Origin of the sequence: Dyadobacter fermentans DSM 18053 (assembly GCF_000023125.1) — a bacterium.
Lineage (GTDB): Bacteria > Bacteroidota > Bacteroidia > Cytophagales > Spirosomataceae > Dyadobacter > Dyadobacter fermentans.
The window spans coordinates 176,527-189,738 of the sequence record NC_013037.1 but is presented as its reverse complement, the minus strand read 5'-3'; the positions used below and the strand labels follow the sequence as shown (position 1 = coordinate 189,738).

11 protein-coding genes are annotated in these 13,212 nt (G+C 52.5%); 2 read left to right on the top strand and 9 right to left on the bottom strand.

Annotation, left to right across the window (positions count from 1 at the left end; all coding sequences use genetic code 11):
• Nucleotides 1-13: 13 nt before the first annotated feature.
• The gene (locus DFER_RS00800; RefSeq protein ID WP_012779783.1) at nt 14-691 is read right to left on the bottom strand and encodes a TolC family protein; all 678 of its coding nucleotides are present in this window, start codon (nt 689-691) and stop codon (nt 14-16) included.
• A 101-nt stretch (nt 692-792) separates the two neighbouring features.
• On the opposite strand from DFER_RS00800, the gene DFER_RS00795 reads away from it, so the two are divergent.
• Complete coding sequence (locus DFER_RS00795; RefSeq protein ID WP_012779782.1) at nt 793-1,410, top strand: acyltransferase; 618 nt, start codon at nt 793-795, stop codon at nt 1,408-1,410.
• A gap of 17 nt (nt 1,411-1,427) precedes the next feature.
• Here DFER_RS00795 and DFER_RS00790 read toward each other — a convergent pair whose 3' ends face one another.
• The 4 genes from DFER_RS00790 to DFER_RS00775 all read right to left on the bottom strand — a co-directional run bounded on the left by DFER_RS00790 (nt 1,428) and on the right by DFER_RS00775 (nt 5,032).
• Nucleotides 1,428-2,642: a sugar transferase gene (locus DFER_RS00790; protein ID WP_012779781.1), complete on the bottom strand. Its 1,215-nt coding sequence runs from the start codon at nt 2,640-2,642 to the stop codon at nt 1,428-1,430.
• A gap of 11 nt (nt 2,643-2,653) precedes the next feature.
• The gene (locus DFER_RS00785; protein WP_012779780.1) at nt 2,654-3,043 is read right to left on the bottom strand and encodes a response regulator transcription factor; all 390 of its coding nucleotides are present in this window, start codon (nt 3,041-3,043) and stop codon (nt 2,654-2,656) included.
• Nucleotides 3,044-3,384: 341 nt separating this feature from the next.
• On the bottom strand, nt 3,385-4,455 hold the full coding sequence (locus tag DFER_RS00780) for a hypothetical protein (protein WP_012779779.1): 1,071 nt from the start codon (nt 4,453-4,455) through the stop codon (nt 3,385-3,387).
• A complete protein-coding gene (locus tag DFER_RS00775; RefSeq protein ID WP_012779778.1) occupies nt 4,442-5,032 on the bottom strand; it encodes an RNA polymerase sigma factor in 591 nt (196 codons plus the stop codon). The genes DFER_RS00780 and DFER_RS00775 overlap by 14 nt, the downstream gene beginning before the upstream one ends.
• A 141-nt stretch (nt 5,033-5,173) precedes the next feature.
• On the opposite strand from DFER_RS00775, the gene DFER_RS00770 reads away from it, so the two are divergent.
• Complete coding sequence (locus tag DFER_RS00770) at nt 5,174-7,051, top strand: vWA domain-containing protein (RefSeq protein WP_012779777.1); 1,878 nt, start codon at nt 5,174-5,176, stop codon at nt 7,049-7,051.
• Here DFER_RS00770 and DFER_RS00765 read toward each other — a convergent pair.
• The 4 genes from DFER_RS00765 to DFER_RS00750 form a co-directional block, all read right to left on the bottom strand.
• On the bottom strand, nt 7,048-7,632 hold the full coding sequence (locus DFER_RS00765; protein WP_012779776.1) for a DUF4202 domain-containing protein: 585 nt from the start codon (nt 7,630-7,632) through the stop codon (nt 7,048-7,050). The two genes, DFER_RS00770 and DFER_RS00765, sit on opposite strands and share 4 nt — an antisense overlap.
• A gap of 25 nt (nt 7,633-7,657) precedes the next feature.
• Nucleotides 7,658-8,128, bottom strand: coding sequence for a hypothetical protein (locus DFER_RS00760; protein ID WP_012779775.1), 471 nt, complete (start codon nt 8,126-8,128; stop codon nt 7,658-7,660).
• Between the two features lie 82 nt (nt 8,129-8,210).
• Complete coding sequence (gene treY, locus DFER_RS00755) at nt 8,211-12,428, bottom strand: malto-oligosyltrehalose synthase (protein WP_012779774.1); 4,218 nt, start codon at nt 12,426-12,428, stop codon at nt 8,211-8,213.
• A 55-nt stretch (nt 12,429-12,483) separates the two neighbouring features.
• Entirely contained in the window at nt 12,484-12,876 is a 393-nt protein-coding gene (locus DFER_RS00750; protein WP_012779773.1) for a response regulator, read from the bottom strand.
• Nucleotides 12,877-13,212 lie beyond the last annotated feature (336 nt).

Below are 13,212 nucleotides of genomic sequence, written 5' to 3'. Positions count from 1 at the left end.
TGTACAACCTCCGTCATTTGATATCTTCTAATTTTTGTCCTAACAATTCTTCCAGGCTGCTTTTTGCCACCAGCACTTCGCTCTCCGAATTCAGGAGATTTTGTGCGTGGTCGGTTTGCATGATGAGCACCTGATTATACTTTTCCAATGTCTCCTGCCCCATTTCGAAGCGTTTCTTCACATTGTCGAGCATGCTTTCGACGTCCAGCGACGCATTCGAGCGCACGCGGTAGACGGCCTTCTTCTGAATGTATGTGAAATACCTTTTCTTGATCTCCGCTTCCATATTCAGGTCGAACGACTGCTTGTCGTATTCCGCCGATGCCAGTTCGCTTTTAGCCTGCTTCACCATCGACGGCTTTTGCAGAATGGCGCCGATATTGACAAAAAAGCCGAACTGATAAGTGAATGGAAATGAAGGGGAAACCGGCGCAGCACGGTCGTTTTTGGGCACGTACAGGTAAGAGAAGTTGAAAATATCGAAATAGGAAAGCTTCGCCTTTCTGACTCCCGTGGCAGCCGCATCGATATGCGCCTGGTACATTTTGATTTTGGGATAATTGGCCTTGCTAATGGCGATCAGCCTGTCCAGGTACGCGTAATCGACGTCTTTGCTCAAAGACTCCTGGGCAGAAGCGCTCTGAATGGTAAAAAAAAGCAGGAGCCCCAAAGCGGCATATTTCATCGGCATATCACGGAACAATATTTATTTAAAATCACTTTCGCTTGACTTTGTAGTAATACAAAATACTTTTGATAAAAATATTACTACACCTCTCTAATCTAGGTAAAATGTCGTTATCCGACCAAATCCGGAACAGTCCGGGGCTGAAAAAATTTGTCCATTGGATGCTGATCCCGACCAATCAGGCGCGCCCGAGGCTCTGGGTCCGGATATTTTTGAACCGCTTCTTCCATAAAAGGGGTAAAAATGTGATCATCCGCCGGTGGGTACGCATGGATGTACTCCCGTTCAATCCCTTTTCGATCGGCGACAATTCCATGATCGAGGATTTCAGTACAATTAACAATGGCGTGGGGGCAGTGCATATCGGCGCCAACTCGCTCGTGGGCCTTGGAAATGTCATTATCGGTCCGGTTACGATCGGCAACGACGTTATCCTGGCGCAGCATATCGTTGCCAGCGGCCTGAACCATAATTATCAGGACATTCAGCAACCGATTCACAAACAGGGCGTAAGCGTTGCCCCTATCGTAATCGAAGACGAATGCTGGATCGGCGCCAATGCGGTGGTTACCGCGGGGGTTACCATCGGCCGGCATTCGGTGATCGCCGCGGGGGCCGTGGTGACCAAGGACGTTCCGCCCTACTCGGTTGCCGTCGGAAACCCGGCGCGTATCATCAAAAAATATGATCCCGAATACAAAGATTGGGTTAAAGCTTCCTGACATACCGTTATACACCATCAGACGTTCTCCGATTGCAGCAGGGCCGGGAACGTTTTCAGGATGATTTCCATGTCCATTTTAAAGGAAAATTCCCGGGCATAGGTGATATCCAGCTGTGTGCGCTCTTCCTCGGTCATATCGGCCTTGCCTTTGCCGCGTTTGGTTACCTGCCATAACCCGGTAAGGCCGGCAGGACCCGCAAAACGCAATATTTTATCGTCGGTGGTCATTTTTTCGGCCTCGTACAGCGGCAGCGGGCGGTTACCCACCAGCGACATATCGCCTTTGAGGATGTTGATCAGCTGAGGAAGCTCGTCGATGCTCGAATTCCGCAGGAACCGGCCAAGGCGGGTAATGCGCGGGTCGTTCTGGAATTTCATAAATGCCGCTTTCTGCTCCTTCTGGAAGTGATAGAGCTTTTCACAAATCTCCTTGCCGTCGTGGAACAGCAGACTTTTGCATTGGTTTCCAGCCAGACATTCGTCGCACAGTCCCTGCGTTTCGATCTGCGAAACCGGCTCCGCTTTGGAATACATATTCAATGCCGCCATTTTACGGATCAGTTGGTCGGCGTCGGTCCGCATGGTCCTGAACTTGTAGAGGTCAAATATCTTGTAACCGCTCCCTACCCTTTTGGATTTGTAGAAAACGGGCCCTTTCGAATCCAGTTTGATGAGGATCGCGACGAGGATAAACACCGGCAGGAGCAGCAACACGGCCGTGCCCGTCATGGCCACGTCGATCGCCCGCTTCCAGAGCGGCGTTTTGTTGCTTTGCGCACCTATTTTCTGCGAGGCCTTGCTGGCCACGTACCATTGCCGCTTTTTGAAGTATTTGATGCGCGTGATGAGGTCGCCGTCGTCGAAATGGATCGAAAAAACATCATCTGCATGCTTGGCGCGGGCTGTTTCGATGGCCTGGCGGTCGAGCTTGTCCACCAGCAGCACGAACGGGATATTGGCGAAGCCGGCGCTTTTGCGGATGGTGTCGAGCAGCTCCATGCCGCCGCTGCCGCCGTGCGCCACGATCACATCGGCCGGATAGTTCTCCTTCAATGCTTCCAGCGCGCTGGCGGGTGCATCGAAATATTCTACCTGAAGGTATTCGGCGAACCGCTCGGTAAAGCGGAGGTACTCCTGAAAATTGGTATGAACATAAATAACCCTGAACTGGGCAACGTAGGTTTTGCCTGACGTTGCCGCCTCTGTCGATGTTCCGGCCAGTTCCATCATGTCGGTCTAGGTTAAGAGTAGCGTTTGCTGCGCCGCAGTACGGCATTGATCTTCGCGTGCACCTCCATCGGGTTGAACGGCTTGACCATGAAATCGTCGGCACCCAGATTAAGGCACTGAATGCGCTCGCTGCTCTCGTCAGAACCCGACAGAATGATAATCGGTATTTCGGAATAGAGGTTACTGGCTTTGGCCACTTTCAGAAACTCCTTGCCGCTCAGGTTGGGCATGTGCAGGTCGGCGATAATGAGGTCGGCCTGGTTGCCTTCTTCGAGCCACAGCATTCCTTCCGAGCCATCATTTTTGATCACTACGTTGAAATCCTTTTTCAGAAAATGTTCCAGTATTTTGGTAATACTAGGTTCGTCGTCTATAATCAACAGATTCTTTCTATTGTCCATAGGTAAATATAAATAGGCAAATTCGGTGTTGTACGATTGAAAGCGGCAGACAATTATTTCGTAGAATTAGTAATAATACTTGCCATAACAAAATTTAAGCCGGAAAATTGCAAACTTCATTCGAATCAGCCGTTGTGCGCCGCCTGAAAATGGCCGCAGTACATTTGAATGCCACGAAATTGCAAACTCAGATTTGCTAGAAAATTAAGAGGTGAGTAGTTAAGAGCTTGTAGTAAAATTAAATACTGGGAAGAAGATCACAAAAAATAAGTGCTCCATTTTAGGAATATTTTTAAAATTACTTCTACAAGACTATGGGTAACCGCTTGATTTGGAAAGGCTTATTTAGACGAACGAAATTGTAGCTGTATTTCGGCCTTGGCAGCGACCGGCCTTCCTTGCGTACGAGCAGGCGCCCAGGCGGGGCCATTGGTGACAATCCGGATCGCCTCGCCGAGCAAAGCTTCCGGTCCTTTCGCCGTAAAACCGGACAATTCGCCCGATATACCCACGCTGAATGCCACCGAAACCTGCCCCGTGGCGATGGCGGACTTTGTATTTTTATCCAAATATTGCCGGTAGGACGTCCAGCCTGCCGCCGGCATCGGAGCGAGCGTATCGGCTGCCACCACTTTCGTTTCGGCCGCCGACAGCCCCGCGTCCGCCAGTTGTTCACTTTTAATATCCAGTTTGCGCACCGCATCCTTTTTTTCCGCCACGGAGTACAAAGTCGACGGTTCGGCCCGCATCCGCGCGGCGATCGATTTGCCCACGGCCTGCGCTGCGCCCGGCGCGGCCAAGGTGCTGGCGGGCGATGGTGACGTTTTGGCGGCGTCCGTCCGGGCGAGGCTGGAATTGGCCCATTCGTTGTCAATCACTTCCTCGCGTACCGATTTTTCGGCCACCGGGTTAGCCGCCAGTTCCACCGTTTCGGGACTTGCGGGGGTTTCAATCCGCACGTCTTTTGCGGCAGGCGCGGGAGCGGACGCCTTTGGCGCGTCGGCCGGCCGGATGGTCGGCGGCACGGATGCATCCGCTTTTTCGGCCTCCGCTTGACTAATTCGGCTTGGCTTTACCGCCGGTTGCTGCATTTCCGCATTCTGATCGCGCACAAACACACTCCAATAAACCAGCAATGCCAGCACGACGGACGCCGCGGAGGCATACGCCCACAGCGGCAGCGCATTCCGGCGCGCCAGGCGTGTATGCAGGCGCTCATGCAATGCGGAGCGGACGCCCGCAAGGTCGGTATGTTCTGCACGCCAGGCCAGAAATCCTTCGTAAGACTCTGCCACGAGGGGCTCAGCGAGCATTTTCCCTTCCAGCCAATGCTGCTCTTCCGGCAGCATTTTGCCCGAATGGTAGCGCTCGAAGTCGCCGAAGTCCGGTATGTGGTCGTTAGTGGCTGCCATGACTTTCGATGCAAATTTTCAGGTTCCGCTTTCCATTCTGGATATAACTTTTCACTTTACCCACGTCAAAGCCGGTTTCATCGGCAATGGCGCGGTAGCATTTGTTTTGCATATAAAACAGCTCGATGCTCACGCGCTGCGCGCTGGTGAGTTTGTGAAGGCATTCATCCAGCGCGTCGAGTCGGCCATCGAGGGCGAATAGGTCCGGTTCCGGTTCGGTATCGGTTTGCAATTCCTGTTCCCTTTCATCCACAGATGCCGCCTCCACGGTAACTCGTGTTGCCCTGAGCTTCATCAGGCAATGGTTCCGCGCCACGCTGTGCAGCCAGCTTTTGAAGTTCGAAACTTCGTGTTGCTTTAAATCAATGATTATTTTTTCAAATATCTGCATCACCGCGTCCTTGCTTTCGTCTTCATCGCGCAAATACTGGAAGCATACCCCGAAAACCAGTTCCATATAAGGTTCATACAGCGCCCCCAGCAGCGCCACATCGCCATGCCGCCGGTATGCCGCAAGCCGTTCGGCCTCCGGTACCGGTTCTTTGACCTTGCCCTGAAAATATTTTAAAAACTTCACTGGTGCCGCGGGGAGATTGTTTTTCCTGCTTTCCGGTTAATGGATGCGGGTTCGATCAAAATTCCATAAAAAAATCTGAAAACTTTTATGGAATTAGCCTCCGGCCCGCATCCAGCGGATAAATAACGAAATCAGAAAACCATGAAAACAAAACTGATCATTCTGCTGGCCATGCTTTTCAGCGCATTCGCATTCCTCCCCGAGCGGCTCATTAAAGGGAAAGTGACCGACGGTGCCAATGCCCTTATCGCCGGCGTCAGGGTAGCCATCCAGGGCAGTCCGGTCGGCACCGCCACCGATCAGGGCGGTCATTTTACGATCCGTGTGCCGAGGCTGGGACGTGCACTCGTATTCAGCAAAAGCGGGTATAAGGCATTGACCTTACCCATTACCTCCGACTCCGTCATGAAAGTGGTTTTAACACAAGCCAGTGTAAAGAAGAAAGACATAGCAAGGGAGGAGTTGAAGGATTCTGAGCAGCCGGTAATGGTAAGAAAAATGTTTACGTTCGATATGGCCGCCGCGCCATCGACCCATTCGGAGACGATTCTGGCAATGCCTCAGGCTACCGAAAGCTACAAGCCGATCAATGAAAACGGATTTTTATCGGTAGGCCAGCAGCCGGTCACGACATTCTCCGTCGACGTGGACCGCGCAGCGTACAGCAACGTCCGCCGGTTCCTCAATAATGGACAAATGCCGCCGGAAGACGCGGTGCGCATTGAAGAGATGATCAATTATTTTGATTACGATTACCCCCAACCGCGCGGCGAGCATCCGGTGGCAATCGTTGCTGAAACGACGGATTCGCCGTGGAATCCCGGTTTGAAGCTGGTTCACATTGGTTTACAGGCCAAAACCGTTTCCGCCGAAAACCTGTCGGCTTCCAACCTCGTATTTCTGATCGACGTATCGGGCTCGATGAATGAGGCCAACAAACTTCCGCTTCTTAAACAGGCATTCAAACTGCTCGCCGACCAGCTCCGTGTGGAGGACAAAATTTCCATCGTGGCCTATGCGGGTTCGGCGGGAATGGTGCTGGCGCCAACGTCTGGGAGCGAGAAAAAGACCATTAAAGACGCACTCGACAAACTGGAAGCCGGCGGCTCTACGGCCGGCGGTGAAGGGATTGAACTCGCCTATGACCTTGCCAAAAAGCATTTCCTGCCCAAAGGCAACAACCGCGTCATACTCGCTACCGACGGCGATTTCAATGTAGGCATTTCCAACGAATCGGAGCTGCAAAAGCTGATCGAAGAAAAACGCAAAGCCGGTATTTTCCTGAGCGTGATGGGTTTTGGAATGGGTAATTACAAAGACAGCCATGTTGAAACGCTGGCCGACAAGGGCAATGGCAACTACGCCTACATCGATAATATCCAGGAGGCGCGGAAGGTGTTTGTGCAGGAATTCGGCGGGACATTGTTTACGATCGCCAAAGACGTCAAAATCCAGATCGAATTTAACCCCGCGCACGTGCAGGCCTACCGGCTGATCGGCTACGAAAACCGCGCATTGCGGAACGACGAATTTAACGACGACCGGAAGGATGCGGGCGATATGGGCTCTGGCCACACGGTAACAGCCATTTACGAAATCGTGCCCAGCGGCGTCAAAAGCCCTTACGTCGCCACAACGGACGCATTAAAATACCAGCCAGGCAATGCAGCCACTGGCAGCAGCAATAAAGAAATGATGACGATCAAAGTCCGTTACAAACAACCCGATAGCGAGAAAAGCAAGCTGTTCGACCTGCCCGTACCAGCAACCACGGTGGCATTTGACCAATGTTCGGCCAATCTCCGATTTGCATCTGCCGTTGCCGAATTCGGGCTGCTGCTCCGCGGTTCGGAATTTAAAGGTAGCGCCAGTTACGCGGACGTGATCCGGCGAGCGCGGGCGGCTTTTGGCAAAGATGAAGAAGGTTACCGGTCGGAATTTGTGCAGCTGGTGAAGGTTGCACAAAGTCTGGACGGCTCCCAGGAAGGGACGCGGACGGATGTGCGCGTCCGGCGCTAGTCTTCTTTCAAAGCCTTCAAAATCAAATCCCTGCCCTGCTCGCTGTATGCCAGCGACAATGCGGCTTCGTGGCCTGGGTCAGTCATTTTGGCCCACGTCTTGCGTAAAATGTCGATCATTTTTTCCTCGGTCATTTTCGCGATGAGGTCATCGTATTGGTATTGAAGAAAAAGGAGGCACAAGGCATTCTCCATCGTTTGCACGTCCTCATCGGTTTTGAGGCGCTGTTTGAGCACGATTTGCTTCACGCGCGAAATGGTATCGTCGTCGTAGCCCACGCCGGCAAGGATTTCGGCCGCTATGCCCGCATGGTATTTCGAAAGATCGCTCCGCCATTTGAGATAACCGACCCGACCGTCAGGGTAGCTGTTGCGGGCAATTTCCCATCGGCCGATATGCTGGCACCGCGAGGCGAGCAGCAGGCTTTCACTGGCATTAGGGTTCAGTTTTACGACCCATTCGTGAAGTTTTAATGCATAAAAATATTCCACAGGATAAGTCACACCGTCCCAAACGATTTGTCCGGGCGAGCGCCTGTTGTAGTCATCAAATTGTTCAAAAGCCTGATCGAGTCTGGTCATGGTGAATGAGGTATGGAGTAATGCGCTATCGTTCCGCCTTGAATTTCAGGGCAATTGTGGTCATGCGGGGGTAATCATAGGCGGTGCTTCGGGTTTTCATCACAAACGAATCCTGGCGGACATCGTCCGGCCGGACGGTCCATTCACCTTTGCTTCCGCCTTCCGCTGCACCAATGGTAATGTTTTTGTCCGTGATTTGCCATTTCAAAAGAAACGGTGTGCTTTCCCCGTTAAAAACGCCGGAAAACACACCGTCTTTTTTGATTTCCACGGTTTCCATATACCGCTGAAAATCAACCCCGCCGAACTGCTGGGTCATCTTGCCGTCCTTGAAGGTTACCGCATCGTTCACGGCAATTTCCTCGATCTTCCACCGCGACGAGGCGGTAAGCATTTCCGCGGCCTCCTGCGGTGTGCCGGCAGCACGGTCACAGGCAAAGGTCAGCCCAGTGGCGAGGCAAATTAGTATATAAATGACGGTTTTCTTGAAAAGCATGACGGTATCGGGTTAATGGCTACGCGCAAATATAGCCACAACTGCTATCGACACCCGACATAACTCCAAGGATTTTTACCGCCTATTCCCGATTGTAGAGCAATGTAATGCCCGTCAGAAACTGCGCTGCCTCGTCGGTAATCTGTCCCGGCATCAACCGCCACGCCCAATTGTTCTCGTTCGAGCCCGGCATGTTCATTTTGGCGCTTTCGTCCAGGTTAAGAATGTCCTGGATGGGCAGAATGGCCGTTTTAGCAATGGATGCGAATACCGGTCTCGCCAATTCCGCTGCCGCATTATCCTCCGTAATGGGCTTACCCAGGTACGTTTCGAGCCGCTCGCGCACGTCGGCATCAGCCGATTCGCGGAACCATCCGCGGGTCGTATTGTTGTCGTGCGTGCCCGTGTAGGCGATGAAGTTGTGTTTGTAATGATGGGGAATGTGCTCGGATTGCGACATATTCTCATCGAATGCAAACTGCAACACCTTCATGCCCGGCAGACCGAATTTGTCGCGCAGGATGTAAACCTCGGGACTGATCTCGCCCAGGTCTTCGGCAATGAATGGCAGCTGGCCGAGCGCGGTTTCCATTTTTTTGAAAAATTCTTCACCGGGCCCTGTTTTCCACGTGCCGTTCACGGCGGTTTCTTCGCCGCCGGGCACCTCCCAATAGTCGGCAAATGCGCGGAAATGGTCCAGGCGCACGAGGTCGAACATTTCCATATTGCGGGCGAGGCGCTCGATCCACCACTGGTAACCCTGCTCGCGAATGGCCTCCCAGTTGAACACCGGCATACCCCACAGTTGCCCGTCCTCCGAAAACGCGTCGGGCGGAACGCCTGCGATACCGGTGATTTTGCCGTCTTCATCCACGCAAAACAGTTCACGGTTTGCCCACACATCGGCGGAATCGTAGCTTACGTAAAACGGAATGTCCCCAAGCAGCCTGATCTCGCGCTCGTTGCAATATTGGCGGAGGTTTTTCCATTGCTTATCAAACACGAATTGCTGCCATTTGATAAACCGGATCTGCTCCGATTCCGATTGGCGAAGTTCATTCATCGCAGCCTCTTCGCGGTTGCGGAATTCCTCTGGCCAGGTGTACCAGGGCTGGTTATCAAAGCGCTTTTTGAGCACCATGTATACTGCGAAATCTTCCAGCCAGTCGTCGTGCGTTTGGATGAATTCTTCCATCGCCGGGGAGTCGTCGCCGGGCTGTTCGGCAAATTTCTGGAACGCACGTTCCAATAAGCTACTTTTGAGTTCTGTCACCTTCTCAAAATCGACGGTAGACGATTCGGGCAGGTGATTTTGCTGTAAGTCATCGTCGGAAAGCAAACCGTCGGCCGCCAGTATTTCCGGGCTGATCAGGAGCGGATTACCGGCCCGGCTCGACAGCGCGCTGTACGGCGAATTGCCCTGGGCGCCTTCCGTGGGGTTGAGCGGCAGGATCTGCCACACTTTTTGCGCGCTTTTTTCCAGGAAATCTGCGAATTCGAATGCCGCCGGGCCAATGTCGCCAATCCCGAATGGCGAAGCCAGCGAGGTTATGTGCAGCAACACGCCTGCATTCCGCTCGTTATCCATTCGTTTGCCCCGTAGCATAGCCAATGGCACCGTTTGGAAGATCTCTGCCGGGTAAAGTTTCGTTTGAAAAACCTCCTGGCCTTCGGTGAGCACATTGTCCCATTCAGGCATCAGGTTGTCCGGCAATGCAATGTGGGTATCCTGCCAATCCAGTTCAAAAAACGATTTTTGCTGCTGGCGGCTCATAATGGCTGTGTGAAGCGGCACTACCGTCACAAAAACATCCCGCTTATGCCGCCTTGCGAATGCGAGTAAATGATCCTTGTACGTGCCCCGCACTTTCAGCGGAATGTACTCGCCCCGGGTGAAAAGCAGCGGGTGCTGGCGGCGGATCGCAAACAGGCGTTGGGTGAGCCAGAGCTTAATCTGCCCACTCCTGCGCCCCTCCCAAACCTTTTCCAGCAGCCGGTCCGTTTCGTAGCCTTCCAGTTCATCGAGCCATTCCTTCCTTTTTCCGAAATCCACCTTGCGGCGATTATCGGGGTCTACCAGGCTCAAATCCCACAATTCGCAGCCCTGGTACACATCCGGAATGCCCGGACAAGTGAATTTCAATGCAACCTGCGCCAGCGAGTTGATCACGCCAAAATCCGTGATCGATTCCAGGAACGGCTGAAACGAGCTTGAAAATGCGGAATCTTCGTGCAACAACTGACGCGCAAAATCATGCGCTTCCTGCTCGTAAGCCTCATTCGGCGCCGACCATGTGGAGTTCGTTTTCGCTTCCCGAAGCGCCTTCTGAAGATATTCACCGAGCCGTTTTCCTAAATCGTCCTCGTCTTCACCCGGCATGGGGTAAGCACCCACGATCGTTTGGTAAATCAGGTACTCATCATTGGCGTCGGGGCCCTGGCCAGCCTGCCGGGAAGCCGCATTGCTATCCCGCCATTCGCGTACTTTTCCGAGCCATTCATCGGCGATATCGGTGAGCACATTCAGGCGCGCACGCACGTCCTCGCCACGCTTGGTGTCGTGCGTGGATGTCGCATTAATAGCCATAGGCCATTCTTTGCGACGCTTTTTCATGTATTTGTGGAAATCGCCGGTGGTGATACCGAAACGCTCGGGCGCATCGCCGACGTCGTTATGGCCGATGAACCGGTTGTAAGTGTACATTAATGTATCCTCCCCGCCCTTAGCCATCAGCGGGCCGGTAAACTGCATGCACCGCTGGTAAAATTTGGCGGCACGGCGGTTAAAATCCTCATCCCCGAGCGCAGGCCGGTGAATGAAGCATTGTTCCAGCACTTCCACGGCCGGTGAGAGGTCGAGATGATGCTTATTGATATCTACAAAAATATCCTTAATGGCCTGTGCTTCGTCCTCTGAAAGCGGCAAGGCGTTACCATAATACCGGTACACCGGGCAATGGATAAGGAACTCGCCGATTACCTGGCGGATCAGCTCCGCGCCGATGCGCCCGATCGTTTCCGCATCGGTTAATTCCAAGGATACGAAGAGTTGGTAGAGGTTATCGAGCTCGCCGGCCATGTGGCCGTAAAGGATATCGCTTTTCTTACTGAGCAATATTTCGTGTGCGGGCCGGTCGTCTCCCGTTAACTCCTTGTAATATTCGGTAAATGGCTTTTTTGCTGCCGGATTGGTGAACAGGTTATTCACGACCGCAAGGAATTCGTAGCCCGTCGTTCCCTGAATGGGCCATTGAGTAGGCAAATCTTCGTCCTCCCCGAGGATTTTCTCCGCTACAATGTACGTTTCGTTTCCGAACGCTTCCCGTAGTTTCTGCAAATAGCCCGCGGGGTCGAAAAGTCCGTCGATATGGTCGATGCGTATGCCCTGGAAAATACCTTCCTCGGCCAGCTGACGCGTGAATGCATGGTATTTTTCAAACACAGCCTCGTCCTGGATATTGAGGCAAATCAGCCCGTTGACAGTAAAAAAGCGTCGGAAATTGATCTGCTCTTCGGTGCGCTGCCAATGGCAAAGCACATAGTTTTGTTGTTCCGAAAGTTGGGTTAGCAGGGCCTTGTCCGCATTGATCGCCGACAATGCCGCGTCGATCCCGAGCCTCACCTCCTCATTATTGTAGAGCGCGCGTAGCTGCATAATCCATTCGTCCCAACGCTGCGAAAAAGCCGCTGCATCCTCGATCTGGTTCATCGTTTCGAGCTGTTCGGCGAGCTGGGTGATGGCCTGGGATTTTGCCTCCACTTTTGCGAGGATGGTTGCGTAGGACCGCAGGTTTAGCGGGAATGAAAGGCCATCGAAGTCGAGGCTGAAACGGCTGCCGTCAAAATGTACCTTTACATCTCCTGCGGCGATCATTTCATCTACTTCCCTCGACAGAAAGGGCACCATCACGCGGCCATGGAAAAGCTCGCTGTTCCACGCAATGTCAAAAAACGAAGCATACGCTGACTGTTTGCCTTTTTCGAGCACATCCATCAGCCACGGGTTTTCGGCGTGGAATGCCATGTGGTTGGGAACGATATCCTGCAACCAGCCGATCCCGGACTCGCTCAGGCTGCCCGAGATATTCCGGAGCTGCTCCACGCTGCCGATTTCGGGGTCTATCCGCTCGGGATCGGTGCCGTCGTAGCCGTGCGTGCTGCCCGCGGTGGATGCGAGAATGGGCGACGCGTAGATCGTCCCGACACCCAATTTGCGGAAATAGGGAATCAGTGATTCGAAGTCCTGAAACGTAAATTCTTTATGGAATTGAAGCCGGTAAGTAGAAACTGGGTTGTTCATGCAAGCTGATGATAAGTGTTCCCGTCAGCCTGTTAAATATTATGCCAGCAGCCGGCTAAATGGAGGGAAACCACCGTTTGAGGAGCTCTCTCAACAACGGTATTTCGAGCGGCTTCGGAAGCAGCTGAATGATGTGCGGATTGGCTTCGGCCTGCTCGATGTCCGAGATATCAACCGTGGACGAGATCATAAACAGCCTGATCCGAGCCCGTACCGCCTCGGGAAGCATTCCGTAATGTTCTGTGAATTCAAAACCGTTGATACCCGGCATTTGCAGGTCGAGCAGAATTACCGTATCGGGAATGTCGGCCCCCTGCGACCGAAGATGGTCGATTGCGGCCTGGGCTGAATTAAACGTCCGCACAGACGTCGTCAACCCGCTTTTCAGGAGCAGCTTTTCTTGCGTGAATAGGTCGAAAACACTGTCGTCTACGATAATAAAATCCATTTTACAGTTAAGAGAAGGGTTCAGAACAATCAATTAGCATGCATTGCATGCAGCCGAAGTTACCCCACTTCTACGTTTGATCCTAATTGTAGAAATAGTTGTCGTAAATAAGCTAGAAAGATTTTAAATCTAATCGATTAATTCGGCAAATATGACCCAGTCCTTTGTTTTGGCCCTTTTTGCGTGTAAAAGCTGGTCAGCATTGCCGGGGCAGTGCACTAATTTCCAGTTGATGTACCGTCACTGCCTTTGTTTCTATGAGCCTGTTAAATGGCTGTCGTTGAGTGGTAAAATCCGATAGAAGTGGGCTAATTAAATTAAAAGTTACTGAATAGT

Excerpts from the sequence above, each read along its gene's own strand:
- DFER_RS00800 (WP_012779783.1), bottom strand. The coding sequence starts at position 691 with ATGCCGATGAAATATGCCGCTTTGGGGCTCCTGCTTTTTTTTACCATT.
- DFER_RS00795 (WP_012779782.1), top strand. The coding sequence starts at position 793 with ATGTCGTTATCCGACCAAATCCGGAACAGTCCGGGGCTGAAAAAATTT.
- DFER_RS00790 (WP_012779781.1), bottom strand. The coding sequence starts at position 2,642 with ATGATGGAACTGGCCGGAACATCGACAGAGGCGGCAACGTCAGGCAAA.
- DFER_RS00785 (WP_012779780.1), bottom strand. The coding sequence starts at position 3,043 with ATGGACAATAGAAAGAATCTGTTGATTATAGACGACGAACCTAGTATT.
- DFER_RS00780 (WP_012779779.1), bottom strand. The coding sequence starts at position 4,455 with ATGGCAGCCACTAACGACCACATACCGGACTTCGGCGACTTCGAGCGC.
- DFER_RS00770 (WP_012779777.1), top strand. The coding sequence starts at position 5,174 with ATGAAAACAAAACTGATCATTCTGCTGGCCATGCTTTTCAGCGCATTC.
- DFER_RS00765 (WP_012779776.1), bottom strand. The coding sequence starts at position 7,632 with ATGACCAGACTCGATCAGGCTTTTGAACAATTTGATGACTACAACAGG.
- DFER_RS00760 (WP_012779775.1), bottom strand. The coding sequence starts at position 8,128 with ATGCTTTTCAAGAAAACCGTCATTTATATACTAATTTGCCTCGCCACT.
- treY (WP_012779774.1), bottom strand. The coding sequence starts at position 12,428 with ATGAACAACCCAGTTTCTACTTACCGGCTTCAATTCCATAAAGAATTT.
- DFER_RS00750 (WP_012779773.1), bottom strand. The coding sequence starts at position 12,876 with ATGGATTTTATTATCGTAGACGACAGTGTTTTCGACCTATTCACGCAA.